The organism is Mycolicibacterium gadium, from assembly GCF_010728925.1.
Classification (GTDB): domain Bacteria; phylum Actinomycetota; class Actinomycetes; order Mycobacteriales; family Mycobacteriaceae; genus Mycobacterium; species Mycobacterium gadium.
The window spans coordinates 5,412,255-5,430,222 of the sequence record NZ_AP022608.1; the positions used below are offsets into that span (position 1 = coordinate 5,412,255).

Below are 17,968 nucleotides of genomic sequence, written 5' to 3' on the forward strand. Positions count from 1 at the left end.
AGCACTCGATGGCGGCGATGAAGCCCCGGACCGGAGACGGTCCACTGGAAGCAACCAAGGAGGGGCGAGGCATCGTGATGCGGGTACCGCTGGAGGGCGGCGGACGTTTGGTCGTCGAACTGACCCCCGATGAGGCGGCGGCCCTCGGCGACGAGCTCAAGGGCGTCACCAGTTAGTCAGCGCGTGCCCGTGAGCCTGCGCGCCTAGGAAGCCACCTTCCGATAGATCTCGAGGGTCTGCTCAGCGATGTGCGCCCACGAGAACTCGTCGATACAGCGCTGCCTGCCCGCCTGACCGTATCGCGCGGCGCGTTGCGGGTCGGACACCACCGCGTTGACCGCGTCGGCGAGCCGCGACTCATAGCCCGTCGGGTCGTCTTTGTCGTAGTGGACCAGAGTGCCGGTGTGGCCGTCGGCCACGACCTCGGGGATACCGCCGACGTCGGACGCCACCACCGCCGTTGCGCAGGCCATTGCCTCCAAGTTGACGATACCGAGCGGTTCGTACACCGATGGACACGCGAAAACGGTTGCGGCGGAAAGAATTTCGCGAATCTTCGAGATCGGCATCATCTCGCGGACCCAGAAGACGCCCGTGCGGCTGCGCGCCAGATCCTGTACGGCCTCGGTGACCTCCGCCGCGATTTCAGGGGTGTCGGGTGCGCCCGCGCAAAGGACCAGCTGAATGTCGGGGGCGAATCTGTGTGCCGCCGCGATCAAATGCGGGACGCCCTTTTGGCGGGTGATCCGCCCGACGAACGCGACGATCGGCCGGGTCATGTCGACGCCGAGTTCGGCGAGCACCGACTCGCCCGGTTCGGGCGGGGCCGGGTACCACACCTCGGTGTCGATCCCGTTGCGCACCACGTGCACCCGGTTCGGGTCAAGCGCGGGATAGGTGCTCAGCACGTCGTCGCGCATGCCCGAGCTGACGGCGATCACCGCGTCGGCTGCTTCCACCGCCGTCTTCTCCACCCAGGACGACACCCGGTATCCACCGCCGAGCTGTTCTGCCTTCCACGGCCGCATCGGCTCCAGAGAGTGTGCGGTCAGCACATGTGGAACGCCGTACAGCAGTGCGGCCAGGTGGCCCGCTATCCCGGCGTACCAGGTGTGGGAATGCACCACGTTGGCATGACCCGAGGTGTTGACCATGCTGAGGTCCGCCGACAACGTGGACAGGGCGGGGTTGGCGCCCAGCAACGTGGGATCGGGTTGCGCGACGATCGCGCCTTCGCGCGGTGCGCCCATGCAGTGCACGTCGACCTCGCATAGGTGACGCAGCTGGGCGACCAGTTCGGTGACGTGAACGCCTGCCCCGCCATAGACCTCGGGTGGATACTCCCGAGTCATCATCGCCACCCGCATGCAGACGACGGTACAGAAAAAGAGGGCCGTATCTCAGGGCCGCATCCTGGTTTTCGAATGCGAATAGGTGTCAATAACCTTGACAGACAGCTGCGAATGCCTAGCCCCGGTCGACGGGGACGGATAGGTTTGGATCATGCGGGAACTGCCACACGTGCTGGGTATCGTCCTGGCTGGCGGCGAAGGCAAGCGGCTGTACCCATTGACCGCCGATCGGGCCAAGCCCGCGGTCCCGTTCGGCGGTGCGTACCGGCTGATCGACTTCGTGTTATCGAATCTCGTCAATGCACGATATTTGAAGATCTGCGTTCTGACGCAATACAAATCGCATTCGCTGGACCGTCACATTTCGCAGAACTGGAGGCTTTCGGGGCTTGCCGGCGAGTACATCACCCCGGTGCCCGCCCAGCAGCGCCTAGGTCCACGGTGGTACACCGGTTCCGCTGACGCCATCCTGCAGTCGCTGAACCTCGTCTACGACGAGGATCCCGACTACGTCGTCGTGTTCGGTGCCGACCACATCTACCGGATGGATCCGGAGCAGATGCTGCACTTCCACATCGAGAGCGGCGCGGGTGTCACCGTCGCGGGGATCCGGGTGCCGCGCTCGGAAGCGAGTGCGTTCGGTGTCATCGACGCCGACGAGTCGGGACGGATCCGCGCGTTCATCGAAAAGCCCTCTGATCCGCCGGGCACGCCCGACGATCCCGAGCAGACGTTCGCGTCGATGGGCAACTACATCTTCAGCACCAAGGTGCTCGTAGACGCGATAAAGGCCGACGCCGACGAGGATCACTCCGACCACGACATGGGCGGCGACATCATTCCGCGACTCGTGAACGACGGCATGGCCGCGGTGTACGACTTCAATGACAACGAGGTCCCCGGTTCCACCGAGCGCGATCACGGCTACTGGCGCGACGTCGGAACCCTCGACGCCTTCTACGACGCCCACATGGACCTGGTTTCGGTGCACCCGGTGTTCAACCTGTACAACCGGCGCTGGCCGATCCTCGGCGAGTCGGCGAATCTGGCGCCGGCGAAGTTCGTCAACGGCGGCTCAGCTCAGGAGTCGGTGGTAGGCGCGGGCAGCATCATTTCCGCGGCGTCGGTGCGCAATTCGGTGCTGTCGTCCAATGTCGTCGTCGACGACGGTGCGATCGTGGAGGGCAGCGTGATCATGCCGGGCACCCGAATCGGTCGCGGGGCCGTGGTCCGCCACGCGATCTTGGACAAGAACGTCGTCGTGGGGCCGGGCGAGATGGTGGGCGTTGACTTGGAGAGAGACCGCGAACGCTTCGCCATCAGCTCCGGCGGTGTCGTCGCCGTCGGAAAGGGCGTCTGGATCTAGGCCGGTTTCCGGCGTCGTCTGCGCACCAGGTGCCAGACCGCCCAGGCCAGCACGACGACGGCCACCAGCACCAGCACGGGGACCAGGATCGCCACGAAGACCAGCCCGACGCTGATGCCGTCCTCGACCGTGCTCAGCACCGGCGCGGCGACGCCTGCCGTCGCCACATTGGCGGCCGGTCGCACCGCGGACTTCGTCAACGAGACCACCAGCGCGACGACGACACCGATGGCGACGGGGATCCACTGACCCGATTGTGCGAAGGCGCCCGGGTCGGCGACGGCGTTGGTTTGCGCCGAGGTGCCCGACCCGAACACGATGCCGCCGGCCGTCGGGCGGATGAAGGTTTGGACCGCGTCGTTGATGGAGTCCAGCGCGGGAACCTTGTCGGCGACGATCTCGACGATCAGCAACGTGGCGACAATCGCCATCACCCAACCGTTCTCGAGCCAAGTCCACCCGTGGGGCAGGGTGACGAGGTCGGTGAACCGCGACAGCAGTCCGAGCGCCAGTAGCGGGATGTACGCGTTCAGTCCCGCGGCGGTGGCCAACCCGAATCCGGTCAGCAGCTCCATTTACGCATTATGGGCATGACTTGTCAGTGCGCGTTCATACCTTGACCGCATGGGGTCGAAACGGAATCGAAGCAAACGCCGTGCTCGGACGGCCGGTGCCGATCCATTCAGCCAGCTGGCGATGGTGAGCACGATGATGTACCTGACGGATCCACGTCGAAGCAGTCGGTTCGGCGCTCCGGAGCCGCTAGACCGCGCACGTGTGGTTGACAGCATGATCGGGGAACCTACGGCGCGGGGCTCCGTAGTACTCGCCGTTTTCGCAGAGTTCCTCGCTGGTGTCGATGACAAGCTGGCGAACCAGGTCCTTGAGGAGCTCGCGGCGCGGCGGCCGCAGACGCCCAGATGGCTCGCTCAGCTCGGGCAGACACGGATCCACCGTGCCATGCGAGTCAGTCATGCGCTCGATCCGAACGACCTTGTTCTGCTGCAGTTTCGAGTGCCGAGCGTTGGTGAATTCACGTGTGCGGTCGACTTCGATCTCGACTATGCGAACTTGATCCGCCGAGTCGATATCTTCCGAGGACGCTTGGAGACGGTTCTCGACAGGATTGACGAACCGGCGACTGACATGCGCCACGAGCCAGTCGACCTCGCAGACGTTCGTGCCCGTCTAGACGCTGCCATCGAGTTCGAAGTCTTGATGTCGCCCCGTGCGGCTTCGGGGTGGCCGGAATACGGCGGGCTGGTGGAATGGCTGCTTCGAGATTTGCCGGCCGGCGGTTCCGCGCTCCCGCGGGCCGAGTGGAGTCCGGCTGACGTCGCCGCGCTCATTGCGAGGTTTTCGACATCACCGGGAGGTGCGCCAACGCCGGGCTGAACGATGGTTGTTTTGCCACCTGCTGGACGAAACCGATCATTACTTCCTCGACGGAGTGGAGGTGGCCCCGGTCTTGCTGCGCGCGTTCATTCGGTTCGCGCACGATGACGTCGGCATCCGCTCGGACCTCACCGTTGAGGTGCTCGAGACGATCGACGCCTGGGAGGACAGGTGGTTCAGGAAGCTTCGCCGCAAGCTGGCCGACGACGAGGACCCCGACCTGTTCGGCAGGGCGGTCTGAGGCCGTGATGACGGTGATTGATGCTCCTATCTCTGTTATGGGTCAAGCAGCGTCGATGATCAGGGTGTTTAGCCATTGGCGGTAGTTGGTTGCGAGGGTGTCGTCGCGTTTGAGGCCGCGTTCGAGTCGGGAGATCGTGATTGGCCAGACGTTGAAGTGTGCTGCCGCTGGCGGTCAACGTGATGTTGCGGGCTTGGCGGGCTGGACGTAGGTCGCTGTAGTCGTCGATGGGGCAGGGCTGGGTGAGGTGTCGGAACATCTCGCGAGCGATGGCCCGTTTGACTAGACGTAGGACGTCTTTCTTGCTGCGCCCGGCGGCCAGTTGGCGGGCGACGTAGTCGCGGGTTCGTCGGTCGTGAGACCAGCGGACCAAAGCGATGCGGTGCAGGGCGTTGTTGGCGGCGCGGTCTCCGCCGCGGGAAAGCCGATGCCGGTTGGTTTTCCCGATGAGGCCGGGATCGGTGCGACCCCAGTCAGCATGGCGAACGCTGCTTCGCTGCGTAGTCGGTGACTGTTGGTGCCGGCGGTGTTGAGCAGTTGGGCGGCGGTGTCGGGGCCCACTCCGTAGGCCGCCCGCAAAGCGGGGTTGAGCGCGGCGGTCAAGGCGTCGAGCTCAGCGGTCAGCTCACGGTCTTGGCGCTCGAGGTACCCGATGCGCTGCGCGAGCGCTTTGCAGGCGATCAGCACCGACACCGTTGTGGGGTTCTCGTGTGCGCTGGGGCGGCAGCCGGCCAGCGCTTCGACCAGACGCAGGGTGGTGGGGTAACGGCGCTAGCGTTCCCGAAGGTCGGCCGGGGCGGTCACGAGCAGGTCCTTGATCTGCTGGATAGCCGCGGTGCGGGCTTTGATCGCGCCGCGACGAGCGATCAGCAGCGCTTTGAGGGCCCCGGTGTGGGGGTCTTTGGGCACGGCAAGGCCGTGGCCGGCCAACACCGCACGAGCAGCGCTATAAGCATCGAGAGGGTCGGATTTGCCTTGGCGGCGCCGCGCCGAGCGGTCGGGACGGTTGACCTCGACGACGTGAATGTCGTTGATCTGCAATGCTTGTGTCAAGCCTGCACCGTAGGAGCTGGTGCCCTCAACACCGACAGCGACGACCTCGCCGAAACTACGCGCCCAGCAGATCGCGGCCCAGTAGCCGCTCGGGTTGGTACGGAATTCGGCATCGCCAAGCAGTCCGCCGGTATCGGTGATCGCAGCCACGTGGATGGTGTCGAGGTGGGTGTCAGCGCCGATGACGACGCGGCGTGGGGATGTCACGATGGTGGTGTCCTCTCCGTGCAATGAACCGTGCGGCCGAGTGACAACCCGGTAGGGCGGGCAGACAAGACATTGATGAGGCAGCGGACAGGCTCCTGATTAAGTCATGTCCGCCCTACCAGGGCTGTTGTGGTACTTGCCCGCACGTCGCCGGTGAGACAAATCAATTGGAAGACAACCCAGCAGGGCGCCAGTCAGAGGCCGAGTCATCACCGGCAGCGAACGAGCAAGACCATCCTCACCCGAACCCGTTTAACGGAATCAATGTCGGGGCCGCGATGTAGAGTCGAAAGTATGTTCGAATCCCGCGCCGTCGCCGACCCACTCGCCTATGAGGCGTCGCTGGTCGACCGTATCGCGGAGCTCGAACGCGGCAAGGCCGCCGCGGCTGCCGAACAGGCCAGGGTCACCGCCGAACTCGACGTGGCCCGCCGCACTCGCGAGGCGGCCGAAGGCGTGCCCGGCGCTAAACGTGGGCGCGGACTCGCCGCCGAGATCGCGCTCGCCCGCCACGATTCCCCCAACCGGGGCGGCCGGCATCTCGGCTTCGCCCGGGCGCTCGTCCACGAGATGCCCCACACCCTCTCGGCGTTGGAAGCCGGTGCGCTCTCCGAATGGCGTGCGACCCTGATCGTGCGCGAGTCGGCGTGCCTTTCGCTCGAGGACCGCCGAACCCTGGATGCCCGGATGTGCGCCGACCAGTCTGCATTGGAGGGCCTCGGCGACAAGCGGATTGAGGCTGACGCCAAGGCCATTGCTTACGAACTCGATCCGCAGGTTGTCGTGGACAAGGCGGTCCGCGCTCAATCCGAGCGCACCGTTACCGTCCGGCCGGCCCCCGACGCGATGACCTACGTGACCGCTCTACTCCCCATGGCGCAGGGTGTGTCTGTCTACGCCGCGCTAAAGCGCGAGGCCGACACCACTTTCGACGGCCGCGGTCGTGGCCAGGTCATGGCCGACACCCTTGTCGAGCGCGTCACCGGTCAACCCGCTGACGTCCCGGTCCCCATCGCGGTCAATCTGGTTCTGACCGATGAGACCCTGTTCGGCGGTGGCACCACACCGGCACGAATTCCCGGATATGGTCCGGTGCCCGCTGCCATCGCGTGCCGTCTGGCGGGCGACGCGATCGCCGACGAGCAGTCCAAAGCCACCCTGCGTCGGCTTTATCGCCATCCCGATTCGGGAGCATTAGTCACGATGGAGTCCCGATCACGGCTGTTTCCAAAGGGTCTCGCGCAATTCATCGCGTTCAGGGACGACACCTGCCGTACGCCATATTGCGATGCGCCGATTCGGCATACCGACCATGCCACGCCGCACGCGCGCGATGGTTCCACTACTGCCGTAAACGGTCTCGGCGAGTGTGAGGCCTGCAATTACGCGAAGGAAGCGCCGGGCTGGAGAGTCCACACCTTCGACGCCGATGGCCAGCGTCACAAGGCGGTGTACGTGACGCCCACTGGCGCGCACCACGAGTCACATGCGCCGCCAATGCTCAACGACGTCGTCGTATTCAAGCCGAGTGCCGTCGAGGGGCTGATCGCCGATCACCTCGCCGGGCTGATCGCCGCCTGACCCTGTCACCAGACGCCGGGCACGAGGCGGTAGTGCACCTTCTCGGTGTATGCGACGTAACCGTCGAGCTCCTCGCGCAGCATCTTCTCTTCGTCCTGGATCCGGACGGCGAGGATGAGCAGAGCCGGTGCGACGACGAGGAGGCCCCAGTACGAGTCGAGCGCCAGCGGGGTGCCGAACATCATGATGAGGGTGGCGGCATACATCGGGTGACGTACGAGCCCGTACAGGCCGGTGGAGACCAACCGTTGATCCGCCTCGACGGTGACTGTCGCACCGGCGTAGTTGTTCTGGATGATGACGAACTGGGTGATGGTGAGCCCGAGGAAGACCAAAACGTTGCCGATCACCACGAGGGGTGTGGGCACGTTCGACCATCCGAACCGATGATCGAACGCGCTGACCACCAGAACCGCTGCGACCGCAAGGATCGTCCCGGTCATGATGAGCTTCTGTAGCGGTCTCGTCTCCGCGAACGGACCCGCCTTTATGCGCCGTTGCAGTGCATCGGGCATCTTCACGGCCAGATAGATGCTGGGCCCCATAGTGGCGAACATGAACACGACGATGAAAACCCAAGCCTGCCAATACTGGAACGTCGCGGCAGGCCAGAACAGTGCAAGCCCAAAGAAGACGAAGCCGAAGACCACCGACGCCAGCGACTGCAGAATTATCTTCACGATTCCTGCTCACAGGGCATCGCGACGGCGATAGATGGCGCCGGCGGCGAATGTCAGGGCCGCGGCCACGACGATCATCACGACCAGGGCCATAACCGGGTAGTCCGACGGCGCGGTGGTCTGGCCGACGGGGGAAAGGTCGAGCAGCCAACTCGGCAGGCGCAGGAGCGCACCGAGGTACAGCGATACGACGACGAACGTGACTGCAAGCCAGCCGATCCAGCCCCTCCTGATCGCCACCCCGAACGCCGCGATACCTGCCATCACGGCCATCGCGGGCACGTAGGCCAGGCCCGCCAACGTGAGCCGCACTATCGTGCCCGGTTCCCCGAGCGTGAGACCCGCACCAAGACCGTTGCCAAGGCCGGCGAAGAACATCAGTACGGCGGAGCCGATGAGCGCCGACGCGACCGCGGTGAGCAGCCAGCGCCACCGTGACACCGCGCCGGCCAGCACAGCTTCGCCGAGGCCCTTCTCTTCGTCGCCGTACACCCGCAGCACCGACGACACGACGAACGCAGTGGCCGCGGCGGCGAGGAATTGCGTCATCGTGGTGTACACGCTGTCGGTGCCCTGTGCCACCAGCACGCGTTGAATGAGTTCGTTCTCCTTGGCGGCGTCCAGCAGTGATTTTGTCATCGAGCCAAAGGCCAAGCCGCCCAAAAAGAGTCCGACCGCCCAGCCGATGGTCTGGCCGCGTTGCAGCGTCAGATGCAGGCCGAGCACGGATCTGATGGCGTGCGCATTGGGACGCTCGCCGGTGGACGGGATGGTGCCGTCGTCGTACTGCCGTCTGCTCTCCAGGCCGGCGGCCAGCCCGATCAGCCCGAGCGTCAGGGCGACGAGGAGGGCGAACGGCCACCAGCGCACGTCGACGAATGCCCGCATCTGTTGCGCCCATGCGATCGGCGAGAACCAACTCAGCGCGCTGCCGGAATGCTCGATGACGTCGCCGATCCCGCGGACGAAGACCGCCAGCGCAAGTACGGCCATCGCGGCGCCGGTGGCGGTGCGCGACTGCCGCCACAGCTGGGCGGTGACAGCGGCGACCGCGCCGAACACCATGGCCACCCCTGTGATGCCGAGGCACATCGCGGCGGTGTCGACCAGCCCGAAACCGGTGGAGGCCATTGCCAGCGTCATCGTCACCGTCAGCACGGCGTTCACGCCGCCGACCATGATCAACGCGGCGGTCGTTCGTGCATAGCGTCCGACAACCGAGGACAGCACCAGTTCCGCTGCGCCGCTTTCTTCCTCGGCGCGGGTGTGGCGAATCACGGTCAGAATGGCCAGGATCGACGTCGCGACGATCATGGTGAGCATGAGCTCGTTGGCCATCATCGCGCCGAGGTCGGTTTCGTTGCCGCCGAACATGGGGCCGCCCATGATGATCGCCGCCGGCGTCTTCATCAGGTTCACCCGGGCCTGACGTTGCGCCTCGTCCGGATAAGCCAGCTTGATCGCGTTGGGCGCGTACACCATCATCAGCGTCAAGGCCGCCAGCCAGATCGAAAGGCGAATTCGGTCGCGGCGCAGGGCCAGCCGGAGCAGGCTCAGCGTGCCCGTCCACAACCCGGCGTTGCGTTGAGCTGTGTGCGGTGCGAGGACGGTGCTCATCGCGAGGCTCCCTGGTACTCACGCAGGAACAGGTCTTCGAGCGATGCCGGTGTCACGGTCAGGTCGAGGATGCCCAGGTCGGAGAGTTCACCCATGGCGCGGTCGAGTTCGTTGCGGTCAACGGAGAACGTGTAGTGGCCATCGCTGATGGCGAAGTCGTGTACGAACGGACTGCGTTGCAGCGCTTGCCCATCGGTGCGGGTGCGCACTGTAACCGTTGTCCGCATCAGGTGCCGCAGCTCGTCGAGCGAGCCCGACTTCACGGTGCGGCCGGAGCGAATGATCGTCACGGTGTTGCACAGTTTCTCGACCTCGGCGAGGATATGGCTGGACAGCAGCACCGCCGCACCGTGTCCGGTCACTTCCTCGACGCATTGCTGAAACGCCTTCTCCATCAGGGGATCCAGTCCAGAAGTCGGCTCGTCGAGAATGTAGAGCTCGGCGTTGGTGGAGAACGCAGCGACAATTGCCACCTTCTGCCGGTTGCCTTTCGAGTAGGTGCGCGCCTTCTTGTGCGGGTCGAGTTCGAAGCGCTCGATCAGTTGGTCGCGTCTGCGGGTGTCGAGGCCGTTGCCGCGCAGTCGGGCCAGGAAGTCGATGGCTTGCAGGCCGGTCAGGTTGGGCCACAGTGTCACATCGCCCGGGACGTATGCGATTCGGCGGTGCAGGTCGACGGCGTCGTGCCACGGGTCGCCGCCGAGCAGCCGTACAGTTCCGCCGTCGGCGCGCAGCAGGCCAAGCAGCACACGGATCGTAGTGGACTTGCCCGCCCCGTTGGGGCCGAGGAATCCCGCGATGTCGCCGTGCGCAACAGCCAGGTCGAGGCCGTCGAGTGCTTTGGTTCGTCCGAAAGACTTTGACAGCCCACGAATCTCGACCGCGAGTTCGGATCGCGCGCCAGCATTAGTCCGCTGCAGGGACGGTGCCGTCATTTCCATCTCCTTCTCCAGATGTGAACGGGATGCCTTTTTCGTGTTGTGCCAGGAATGCGTCGTACATCGTCGAGTCGGCCATCAGGCCGTTGGTGAACATCTCCAGCGCAGGCAGCATCATGTCTTCGCCGTAATCGCGCAGCACGGCCCGAAGGTCGGTGGGGTTTTCATGCATTTGCAGGTAGAGCAGGAAACCGCCGCCGTTGATCATGCTGAGGTATCTCGCCCTGGCCTTCGGGTCGCGGCTCGGCTTGAGAATGCCTGCCTGAACGCCCTCCTCGATGTACTGCTCGGCGTTGTCGATCATGCGCTGCCAGAACGACTTTGCGAGGTCACTACCCGACTGCATGCTGCGCACCAGATACGCCATCATCGGGGCGTATTCCTCGATCTCGGCGACCTGTGCGAGCCAGTCGGCCGGGTCGGTGGTGCGCATGGACTCGGTCTTGGACTCGCGCACCATCTCGGTGATGTGGTCGTCGCACGCCTTGCGCAGGCCGTCCTTGGAGCCGAAATGGTGGATCACCAGCGCGGCGGACACGCCGGCGGCCTCGGCGATGGTCCGGAGCCCGACGTTGAAGCCGTCTTTGCCCCACCGGTCGATCGCGGCATCGCGGATCCGGGCGATGGCCGTCCGATCGTCAGGCGCTGAACGCATGTTTAGTACGCTAAACGCGCGTTCAGCCGACGGTCAAGGGATCGGCCCGTCAAGAGTTCGCAAAGATCGCGCCATCGTCCGCCTGACGTGGCGAAGTGGCCTCTAGTCGCGGGCGGCAGCGAGCAAGCCGTCGCCCAGCGGGATCAGCACCGGCGTGAGCCGCTCGTCCTCCGCGATGAGCCGCGCGGCCTCGCGTACCGCGGCCACCTCGGCGTCTTTGGCATGAGCGTCGCCTGCCCGTCCGCCCAGCGCGGCGCGATGCACCACGATGGCGCCGCCGGAGCGCAGCAGTCGCACGCCTTCGGTCACGAATTGCGGCTGATCGGCCGGATCGGCATCGATGAACACCAGGTCGTAGGACTCGTCGGCGAGTCGGGTGAGCACTTCCTGCGCCCGGCCGCTGATCAACCTGCTGCGGCCGGGACCGACACCGGCCTCGGTGAACGCCTGCTTCGCGATGCGCTGATGTTCGGGCTCGACGTCGATGGTGGTGAGCACGCCGTCCTCGCGCATGCCCGACAGCAGCCACAACCCGCTCACCCCGGCCCCGGTACCCACCTCGACGACCGCCTTGGCTCCGGTCATCTTGGCGAACACGCACAGCAGCGCCCCGACGGCGGGGGTGATCGCGCCGGCGCCGAGTTCGACCGCGCGTTCACGGGCGGCCGCGACGATCGCGTCCTCCGAGATCGACTGCTCGGCATGCTTGACGATCGACTCGGCGCGATTCTGCGGTCCGCCGCCTATCACGTCGTCGATGCCAGCCATGCCCGCAGCGTAGAACCTCCTCCGAAGGGCACGCCCGCGACACGCCCGTCCCCGAACTGCGGATTTCCATCGAAATGGCCTGGTTCTCGCAGGTCGAAAATGGGTAGAAGATCTTTCTCAGGAAATGTTCAGTGTGCTCATATGCCAAACACACCAGGGTCGGAGACGGTATGTCCCATGGATGACGGCGGACGTTGGGATACCGGGAATAAGCGGAGGGAATTTCACGTTGCCGCCATCGTCGGGCCGTCGATAAATGACGACGGCTGTCAACAGGAGGATCTGACGAAGAATTCGAACGCCCCAGCTGCGCCGGCCGCGCCATCGTCGATGGCTCATCTCGAGCAGTACACCGACGGGGAATGGGTTGAGCCTTCCGACGAACTGACCGGAACCGCCGTGTTCGACGCGACGGGTGACCACACCACGATGCCGTCCTGGGACGAGCTCGTGCGCCAGCATGCTGACCGCGTCTACCGACTGGCCTACCGCCTGTCCGGCAACCAGCACGACGCCGAGGACCTCACGCAGGAGACGTTCATCCGCGTCTTCCGCTCGGTGCAGAACTATCAGCCGGGCACGTTCGAGGGCTGGCTGCACCGCATCACCACGAACCTGTTCTTGGACATGGTTCGCAGGCGCGGCCGTATCCGCATGGAGGCGCTGCCGGAGGACTACGACCGGGTGCCCGCCGACGATCCGAACCCCGAGCAGATCTATCACGACTCGCGACTGGGTCCCGACCTGCAGGCCGCGCTGGACTCGCTGCCGCCGGAGTTTCGTGCCGCCGTGGTCCTGTGCGACGTCGAGGGCTTGTCTTACGAGGAGATCGGCGCGACGTTAGGCGTCAAGCTCGGCACCGTCCGCAGCCGCATTCACCGCGGCAGGCAGGCGCTGCGCGACTATTTGGCCCGCCACGGTGACGGGGATTCGACCCACTACCGGGACACGGCCAAGTCAGCCTGAGTGTTCGCAGGTGTTTGGCGCCGCGCGCCGCGCTACATTCGAATCAGTAACGTTGACTCGACGCGAGTACGCCGAGAGGAGCTGGGCGATGGTCGACCCGGGGCACAGGTTCCGCCGTGCGTTCTCCTGGCTGCCTACCCAGCTGGCATCGCAGAGCGAAGCGCCCGTGGGGCCTCGGCAGTTCGGATCCACTGAGCATCTGTCGACGGAGGCCATCGCGGCGTTCGTCGACAACGAACTCCGACTCACTCCTCATCTACGCGCGGCCAGTCATCTTTCGCTGTGTCCGCAGTGCGCGGCAGAGGTCGAGGCACAGCGTCAGGCACGCAGTGCGCTGCGGGAATCTCATCCGATAGCCATCCCCAGCTCGTTGCTGGGCCAGCTGTCGCAGATTCCCCTGTGCAGCGGCAACGCCCCCGATCCGACCGCGGCGACACAGGACTCGCAGTTAGCTGAAGGCGCCCAGCAAGGCCGCCGTAAGCGCCGGTAGGGTGGATACAAAGTCGATCAACGGCGTGCGCCGGCCATTGCTGGCGCTCGGATAGAGGTGATGAACGGGTGAGCAATCTGGACGAGACCGGACGCGAACGTCTCGAGCCGCGGCAGGTGTCGCGGCCGCCTGTCGACCCGGCGTCACGGCGTGCATTCGGCAGGCCCGAGGGCGTCAGCGGATCTTTCCAGGGTGCGGAGAAGTATCGCGATCAAGGCGCTTTCACGCCCAAGGATCAGCCGCCCGATCCCGTGCTGGCCGAGGCGTTCGGCCGGCCCTACGCCAGCGGCGATTCGCTGCAGCGTCACCCCGCCGATGCCGGTGCGCTGGACGCCGAGCGCGAAGGGCCAGGCGCCGACCAACCCGATGATCCGTGGCGCAATCCAGGTGCCCCGGTGGAGCTGGGCACTCCGGCGATGACGCAGCCGCCCCGCGCAGCGTCCAGCGTCAGCACCGGCAAGCTCGGCGTGCGCGACGTCCTGTTCGGCGGCAAGGTCTCCTACGTCGCGCTCGCGGTGCTCGGCATCGTCGCACTCGTGATCGGGTTCGCCGGCGGCTGGGTCGGCCGTACGACGGCCGAGGTGGTCCAGGCCTTCACCACTTCCAAGGTGACGCTCGAGACCAGCGATGTCGGCGACGCGCCGGAGGGCCGGTTCGCCAAAGTTGCTGCGGCGATTGCCGATTCAGTGGTCACGATCGAGACCAAGAGCGACGAGGAGGGCTCGCAGGGCTCCGGTGTCGTGGTCGACGGCCGCGGCTACATCGTCACCAACAACCACGTGATCTCCGAGGCCGCCGTCAACGCGAGCAAGTACAAGATGACCGTGGTCTTCAATGACGGCAAGGAAGTGCCCGCCAACCTTGTCGGCCGTGATCCGAAGACCGACCTCGCTGTGCTCAAGGTCGACAACGTGGACAACCTGACGGTCGCCAAGCTGGGCGACTCCGACAAGCTCTATGTCGGCGAAGAGGTGATCGCCGCCGGTGCCCCGCTGGGTCTGCGCAGCACCGTCACGGCGGGCATCATCAGCGCGCTGCACCGCCCGGTGCCGCTGTCGGGTGACGGTTCGGACACCGACACCGTCATCGACGGTGTGCAGACCGACGCGTCGATCAACCACGGCAACTCCGGCGGCCCGCTCATCGACATGAACGGCGACGTCATCGGCATCAACACGGCGGGCAAATCGTTGTCGGACAGCGCCAGTGGCCTGGGCTTCGCGATTCCGGTGAACGAGGTCAAGACGGTCATCGAGTCGCTGATCCGCGACGGGAAGATCGCGCATCCGACATTGGGTCTGACCGCCCGCTCGGTGAGCAACGACCTCGCGTCGGGCGCCCAGGTCGCCAACGTGAAGGCCGGCAGCCCGGCCGAGAAGGCGGGCATCCTGGAGAACGACGTCGTCGTCAAGGTGGGTGACCGAACCGTCGCTGACGCAGACGAATTCGTCGTCGCCGTGCGCCAACTCAAGATCGGGCAGGACGCCCCCATCGAGGTCATGCGTGACGGCAGGCCCGTCGTCCTGACCGTCAACCCCGGCCCCGACAACAGCACCTAAAGATGTTCGCGAACGTCGGCTGGGGCGAGATGCTGGTCCTGGTGATCGCCGGTTTGGTGATCCTGGGCCCCGAACGCCTTCCCGGAGCGATCCGGTGGACGTCGAGCACGCTGCGGCAGGCCCGCGACTACATCAGCGGCGCCACCAGCCAGCTGCGCGACGATCTTGGTCCGGAGTTCGACGACCTTCGGGAGCCGTTGAGTCAGCTGAACAAGCTGCGGGGGATGACGCCGCGTGCCGCGCTCACGAAACATCTTCTCGACGGGGATGATTCGATCTTCACGGGCAAGGTGGACACCCCCGCGGCCAACGCCGAGAAGCCCGTGAGTGACGGTGCGCCGAAGCCGGTGTCACCGCAGGAGCCACCGCAACCAGAGACGCCCGAAGTCCCGGCGAAAACCCCCTACGACAGCGACGCGACCTAACGGCCGGCCGGGTCCAGGCCCAGCGACATGCCCGCGAGTCCCCGCTTGCGGCTCGACAGCGCATCGGCGATGTTGCGCAACTCCTTGCCCGCCACTGAATCCGGTGCCGAGAGCACCAGCGGCACCCCTTCGTCGCCTGCAGCGACCAGTGCGGGATCCAGCGGAACCTGGCCCAGCAGCGGCACGTCGGCGCCCACCGAACGGGTCAGGCTCTCGGCGACCTGCCTGCCGCCGCCTTCGCCGAAGATCTGCATCGTCGTACCGTCAGGGAGCAGCAGACCGGACATGTTCTCGACCACGCCGACGATGCGCTGACGGGTCTGCAGCGCGATGGCGCCTGCCCGCTCGGCCACCTCGGCGGCCGCCAGCTGAGGCGTCGTCACCACCAGGATCTCCGCTCCGGGGATCAGCTGGGCGACCGAGATGGCGATGTCTCCGGTGCCCGGCGGCAGGTCGAGCAGCAGGACGTCCAGATCGCCCCAGTACACGTCGGCGAGAAACTGCTGCAATGCGCGGTGCAGCATCGGTCCGCGCCACACCACCGGGGTGTTGCCCTGGGTGAACATCGATATCGAGATGACGCGAACGTCATGCGCGACAGGCGGCACGATCATCGACTCGACCTGGGTCGGCCGGTCGGTCGTGCCCATCATCCGCGGCACCGAATGCCCGTAGATGTCGGCGTCCAGCACGCCCACCGACAGCCCGCGCGCGGCCATCGCCGCGGCCAGGTTGACGGTGACGCTGGACTTGCCGACGCCGCCCTTACCCGACGCCACGGCGTATACCCGGGTGAGCGAACCGGGCTGGGCGAAGGGGATGACGGGCTCGCGGGAATCGCCGCGCAGTTGCTTGCGCAACTCGGTGCGCTGCTCGTCGCTCATCACGTCGAGGGTCACCGTGGTGTGACCCGTGCCCGGGACATCGGCGACGGCTTGACTCACGAGTTGGGAGATCTCGTTCTTCTTCGGGCACGCCGAAGTGGTGAGGTAAATCTCGACGTGCACCCCGCCGTCGGGCTCGATCGTGACGTTTTTCACCATGCCGAGCTCGGTGATCGGCCGCCGCAGTTCCGGATCGATCACCTTCGCCAGCCCCGAACGGACCGCGGACTCCAGGTCAGGAGAAGTAGTGGACATCGCTGTCGAGTCTAGGCCGACCCGACGGGCGTGCTAACCAGCCGGTGCGGGCGCGGGACCGGGCAGCGGTCCCGGCGGTGCGCCCTGTGGCGCGACCGGACCCGGCGCAGGACCGGGCGGCGGTGCCAGCGGACCCGGGGCGGGTCCGGCCGGGACGGGTCCCGGGGCAGGCGCCAGCGGGCCGGGCGGCGGTGCCATTCCCGGCGGCACCATCTGCTGCGCGACGGGCGGCCCGCCCAGCGCAGCCTGCAGCGGTGCGGGCTGGTCCTTGATGCAGAACACCGCACACTCCGGCGTCGGCCTCGGAGGCGGCTGCATCCACGGGGGCACCCACGGCGCCGGTTGCTGCGATGTCGCAGGGGTTGCCAACGGGCCGGGTGCGGGACCGGGCAGCGGGCCCAGCCGCTGACCGGGCACGAAGCCGGGGAGCTGGCTGGCGACGTCGCTGCGCGCCAGCACCGGCATCAGTGCCAGCGGATCGTTGGAGGGCAGGCCCAAGGCGTTGAGCGGCAATCCCGGACCGAGGCCTTCGTATGCATTGAGGTGCGTGGCGCCGCCGTCGTCGTCGCTCAATACGGGGACCGACCCGGTGATGGGCGGCAGGTCGACCGGCACGACGCCGGTGGCGTACGCAGCGGCCCAGCCCAGCACGTTGCGGGCGTAGGCCACCGAGTTGTTGTAGCGCAGGATCGCCGACATCACGTGGGCCTGATCGCGCAGGTTCATGTCACCGCTGCACAGATAGCGCGCGGCGGCCAGGGTCGAGTCGAACAGGTTCTGCACCTCGGCCTTGCCGTCCCCGTCGCCGTCGGACGCGTAGCGCGACCAGGTACCGGGAAGGAACTGCATCGGACCCATCGCGCGCGCATAGGTGACGCGCTCGGCCGAGCGATTCTGCACGATGATCTCGTTGCCGGGCAGAGTCCCGTCCAGAGCGGGCCCGTAGATGGGCCGCACGGCCGTACCGCGGGCGTCGGTGGCGCCGCCATAGGCGTGCATCGACTCGATACGCCCGATGCCCGCCAGCAGGTTCCAGCTGACGCCACAACCGGGATCGGCCACGGCCATCATCCGCTCGGCGTTGCGGTATGCCGCCAGGGCCATCGCCGGAATGCGAAGTGTGCCAGGAGCATTCACTACAGCTGCGGGCTGAGGCGACGAAGCCGCCGAGGCCGCGATGTGGAATTCGGTCGGTGTCTTGGTGACAGCGACCACCGTCGGGCCCGCGCGGTCGACCGAGGACGACTCGACAGAGGCCAGCGGGGTGACCGCGGAGTCGCGGACCGGTGAGCTCGGTTGTACGGAGGCCCCCACGGCGCCGACCAGAATGATCGGCGCGATGACTGCGAATCCCGAGGCGACGCGGGCGCGGGCAGGGGTGAGCGCGCCGCGAACATTGGACGGTTTGACGGCAGCGCTGAAGTTGACGGCTCGCATGCGAGAAACACCATCGCCAGCACTGTGCGCGACTCGCTTCGCCCCCCGTCGCGCTGCCTCGAGGGCGGCCCCTGCCCCTATGTGCACTCAACCGTCCTTGGT

At 66.2% G+C, this 17,968-nt stretch carries 18 protein-coding genes and 1 pseudogene; 8 read left to right on the forward strand and 11 right to left on the reverse strand.

The genetic code is table 11. From position 1 onward, the window contains the following. Positions 1-8: 8 nt before the first annotated feature. Positions 9-176, forward strand: a complete 168-nt coding sequence (locus G6N36_RS26735; RefSeq protein ID WP_003406247.1) for a DUF3117 domain-containing protein — start codon at positions 9-11, stop codon at positions 174-176. Between the two features lie 27 nt (positions 177-203). Here the strand turns inward: G6N36_RS26735 and glgA are convergent, their stop codons facing one another. After that, complete coding sequence (glgA, locus tag G6N36_RS26740; protein WP_179964878.1) at positions 204-1,367, reverse strand: glycogen synthase; 1,164 nt, start codon at positions 1,365-1,367, stop codon at positions 204-206. A 136-nt stretch (positions 1,368-1,503) separates the two neighbouring features. Between glgA and glgC the strand changes: the two genes are divergently transcribed. Further along, positions 1,504-2,718 carry a glucose-1-phosphate adenylyltransferase gene (gene glgC, locus G6N36_RS26745; RefSeq protein ID WP_163689708.1) on the forward strand — a complete coding sequence of 405 codons (1,215 nt, stop codon included), beginning with the start codon at positions 1,504-1,506 and terminating at the stop codon, positions 2,716-2,718. Here the strand turns inward: glgC and G6N36_RS26750 are convergent. Both G6N36_RS26750 and G6N36_RS26755 read right to left on the reverse strand, forming a co-directional pair. Then, on the reverse strand, positions 2,715-3,293 hold the full coding sequence (locus G6N36_RS26750) for a DUF4126 domain-containing protein (protein WP_163689709.1): 579 nt from the start codon (positions 3,291-3,293) through the stop codon (positions 2,715-2,717). The two genes, glgC and G6N36_RS26750, sit on opposite strands and share 4 nt — an antisense overlap. Positions 3,294-3,480: 187 nt before the next feature. Then, positions 3,481-3,693, reverse strand: coding sequence for a hypothetical protein (locus tag G6N36_RS26755; RefSeq protein WP_163689710.1), 213 nt, complete (start codon positions 3,691-3,693; stop codon positions 3,481-3,483). Between the two features lie 400 nt (positions 3,694-4,093). Between G6N36_RS26755 and G6N36_RS26760 the strand changes: the two genes are divergently transcribed. Beyond that, positions 4,094-4,354, forward strand: a complete 261-nt coding sequence (locus G6N36_RS26760) for a hypothetical protein (protein WP_163689711.1) — start codon at positions 4,094-4,096, stop codon at positions 4,352-4,354. 42 nt (positions 4,355-4,396) lie between these two features. Here G6N36_RS26760 and G6N36_RS30455 read toward each other — a convergent pair. Then, positions 4,397-5,614 (reverse strand): annotated as a pseudogene (locus tag G6N36_RS30455) (IS110 family RNA-guided transposase). A 294-nt stretch (positions 5,615-5,908) separates the two neighbouring features. Here G6N36_RS30455 and G6N36_RS26770 point away from each other — a divergent pair. Further along, entirely contained in the window at positions 5,909-7,195 is a 1,287-nt protein-coding gene (locus tag G6N36_RS26770; protein WP_163689712.1) for a 13E12 repeat family protein, read from the forward strand. A 5-nt stretch (positions 7,196-7,200) separates the two neighbouring features. Here G6N36_RS26770 and G6N36_RS26775 read toward each other — a convergent pair whose 3' ends face one another. The 5 genes from G6N36_RS26775 to G6N36_RS26795 form a co-directional block, all read right to left on the reverse strand. Beyond that, positions 7,201-7,875: a methyltransferase family protein gene (locus G6N36_RS26775; protein ID WP_163689713.1), complete on the reverse strand. Its 675-nt coding sequence runs from the start codon at positions 7,873-7,875 to the stop codon at positions 7,201-7,203. 9 nt (positions 7,876-7,884) lie between these two features. Beyond that, positions 7,885-9,492: an ABC transporter permease gene (locus G6N36_RS26780; protein WP_163689714.1), complete on the reverse strand. Its 1,608-nt coding sequence runs from the start codon at positions 9,490-9,492 to the stop codon at positions 7,885-7,887. Further along, positions 9,489-10,424: an ABC transporter ATP-binding protein gene (locus tag G6N36_RS26785; protein WP_163689715.1), complete on the reverse strand. Its 936-nt coding sequence runs from the start codon at positions 10,422-10,424 to the stop codon at positions 9,489-9,491. Before G6N36_RS26785 ends, G6N36_RS26780 begins: the two co-directional genes overlap by 4 nt. Next, positions 10,396-11,082 carry a TetR/AcrR family transcriptional regulator gene (locus G6N36_RS26790; RefSeq protein ID WP_163689716.1) on the reverse strand — a complete coding sequence of 229 codons (687 nt, stop codon included), beginning with the start codon at positions 11,080-11,082 and terminating at the stop codon, positions 10,396-10,398. Before G6N36_RS26790 ends, G6N36_RS26785 begins: the two co-directional genes overlap by 29 nt. Before the next feature lie 102 nt (positions 11,083-11,184). Further along, complete coding sequence (locus tag G6N36_RS26795) at positions 11,185-11,850, reverse strand: O-methyltransferase (RefSeq protein WP_163689717.1); 666 nt, start codon at positions 11,848-11,850, stop codon at positions 11,185-11,187. A gap of 177 nt (positions 11,851-12,027) precedes the next feature. Between G6N36_RS26795 and sigE the strand changes: the two genes are divergently transcribed. The 4 genes from sigE (at position 12,028) to tatB (ending at position 15,290) form a co-directional block, all read left to right on the forward strand. Then, on the forward strand, positions 12,028-12,816 hold the full coding sequence (gene sigE, locus G6N36_RS26800; protein ID WP_163689718.1) for an RNA polymerase sigma factor SigE: 789 nt from the start codon (positions 12,028-12,030) through the stop codon (positions 12,814-12,816). Positions 12,817-12,904: 88 nt separating this feature from the next. Next, positions 12,905-13,306, forward strand: coding sequence for an anti-sigma E factor RseA (rseA, locus tag G6N36_RS26805; protein ID WP_163689719.1), 402 nt, complete (start codon positions 12,905-12,907; stop codon positions 13,304-13,306). 68 nt (positions 13,307-13,374) lie between these two features. Beyond that, complete coding sequence (gene htrA / locus G6N36_RS26810; RefSeq protein WP_163689720.1) at positions 13,375-14,865, forward strand: serine protease HtrA; 1,491 nt, start codon at positions 13,375-13,377, stop codon at positions 14,863-14,865. Between the two features lie 2 nt (positions 14,866-14,867). Beyond that, positions 14,868-15,290, forward strand: a complete 423-nt coding sequence (gene tatB / locus G6N36_RS26815) for a Sec-independent protein translocase protein TatB (RefSeq protein WP_083123890.1) — start codon at positions 14,868-14,870, stop codon at positions 15,288-15,290. Here tatB and G6N36_RS26820 read toward each other — a convergent pair. Both G6N36_RS26820 and G6N36_RS26825 read right to left on the reverse strand, forming a co-directional pair. Then, complete coding sequence (locus G6N36_RS26820; RefSeq protein ID WP_163689721.1) at positions 15,287-16,429, reverse strand: Mrp/NBP35 family ATP-binding protein; 1,143 nt, start codon at positions 16,427-16,429, stop codon at positions 15,287-15,289. The two genes, tatB and G6N36_RS26820, sit on opposite strands and share 4 nt — an antisense overlap. Positions 16,430-16,462: 33 nt before the next feature. Next, entirely contained in the window at positions 16,463-17,953 is a 1,491-nt protein-coding gene (locus G6N36_RS26825; protein ID WP_372512254.1) for a lytic transglycosylase domain-containing protein, read from the reverse strand. Positions 17,954-17,968 lie beyond the last annotated feature (15 nt).

Coding starts and splice junctions, on each gene's coding strand:
- glgC (WP_163689708.1), top strand. CDS start 1,504: ATGCGGGAACTGCCACACGTGCTGGGTATCGTCCTGGCTGGCGGCGAA.
- sigE (WP_163689718.1), top strand. CDS start 12,028: ATGGATGACGGCGGACGTTGGGATACCGGGAATAAGCGGAGGGAATTT.
- G6N36_RS26735 (WP_003406247.1), top strand. CDS start 9: ATGGCGGCGATGAAGCCCCGGACCGGAGACGGTCCACTGGAAGCAACC.
- G6N36_RS26785 (WP_163689715.1), bottom strand. CDS start 10,424: ATGACGGCACCGTCCCTGCAGCGGACTAATGCTGGCGCGCGATCCGAA.
- G6N36_RS26790 (WP_163689716.1), bottom strand. CDS start 11,082: ATGCGTTCAGCGCCTGACGATCGGACGGCCATCGCCCGGATCCGCGAT.
- G6N36_RS26780 (WP_163689714.1), bottom strand. CDS start 9,492: ATGAGCACCGTCCTCGCACCGCACACAGCTCAACGCAACGCCGGGTTG.
- rseA (WP_163689719.1), top strand. CDS start 12,905: ATGGTCGACCCGGGGCACAGGTTCCGCCGTGCGTTCTCCTGGCTGCCT.
- G6N36_RS26755 (WP_163689710.1), bottom strand. CDS start 3,693: ATGACTGACTCGCATGGCACGGTGGATCCGTGTCTGCCCGAGCTGAGC.
- G6N36_RS26770 (WP_163689712.1), top strand. CDS start 5,909: ATGTTCGAATCCCGCGCCGTCGCCGACCCACTCGCCTATGAGGCGTCG.
- G6N36_RS26820 (WP_163689721.1), bottom strand. CDS start 16,429: ATGTCCACTACTTCTCCTGACCTGGAGTCCGCGGTCCGTTCGGGGCTG.
- tatB (WP_083123890.1), top strand. CDS start 14,868: ATGTTCGCGAACGTCGGCTGGGGCGAGATGCTGGTCCTGGTGATCGCC.
- G6N36_RS26750 (WP_163689709.1), bottom strand. CDS start 3,293: ATGGAGCTGCTGACCGGATTCGGGTTGGCCACCGCCGCGGGACTGAAC.
- glgA (WP_179964878.1), bottom strand. CDS start 1,367: ATGCGGGTGGCGATGATGACTCGGGAGTATCCACCCGAGGTCTATGGC.
- G6N36_RS26795 (WP_163689717.1), bottom strand. CDS start 11,850: ATGGCTGGCATCGACGACGTGATAGGCGGCGGACCGCAGAATCGCGCC.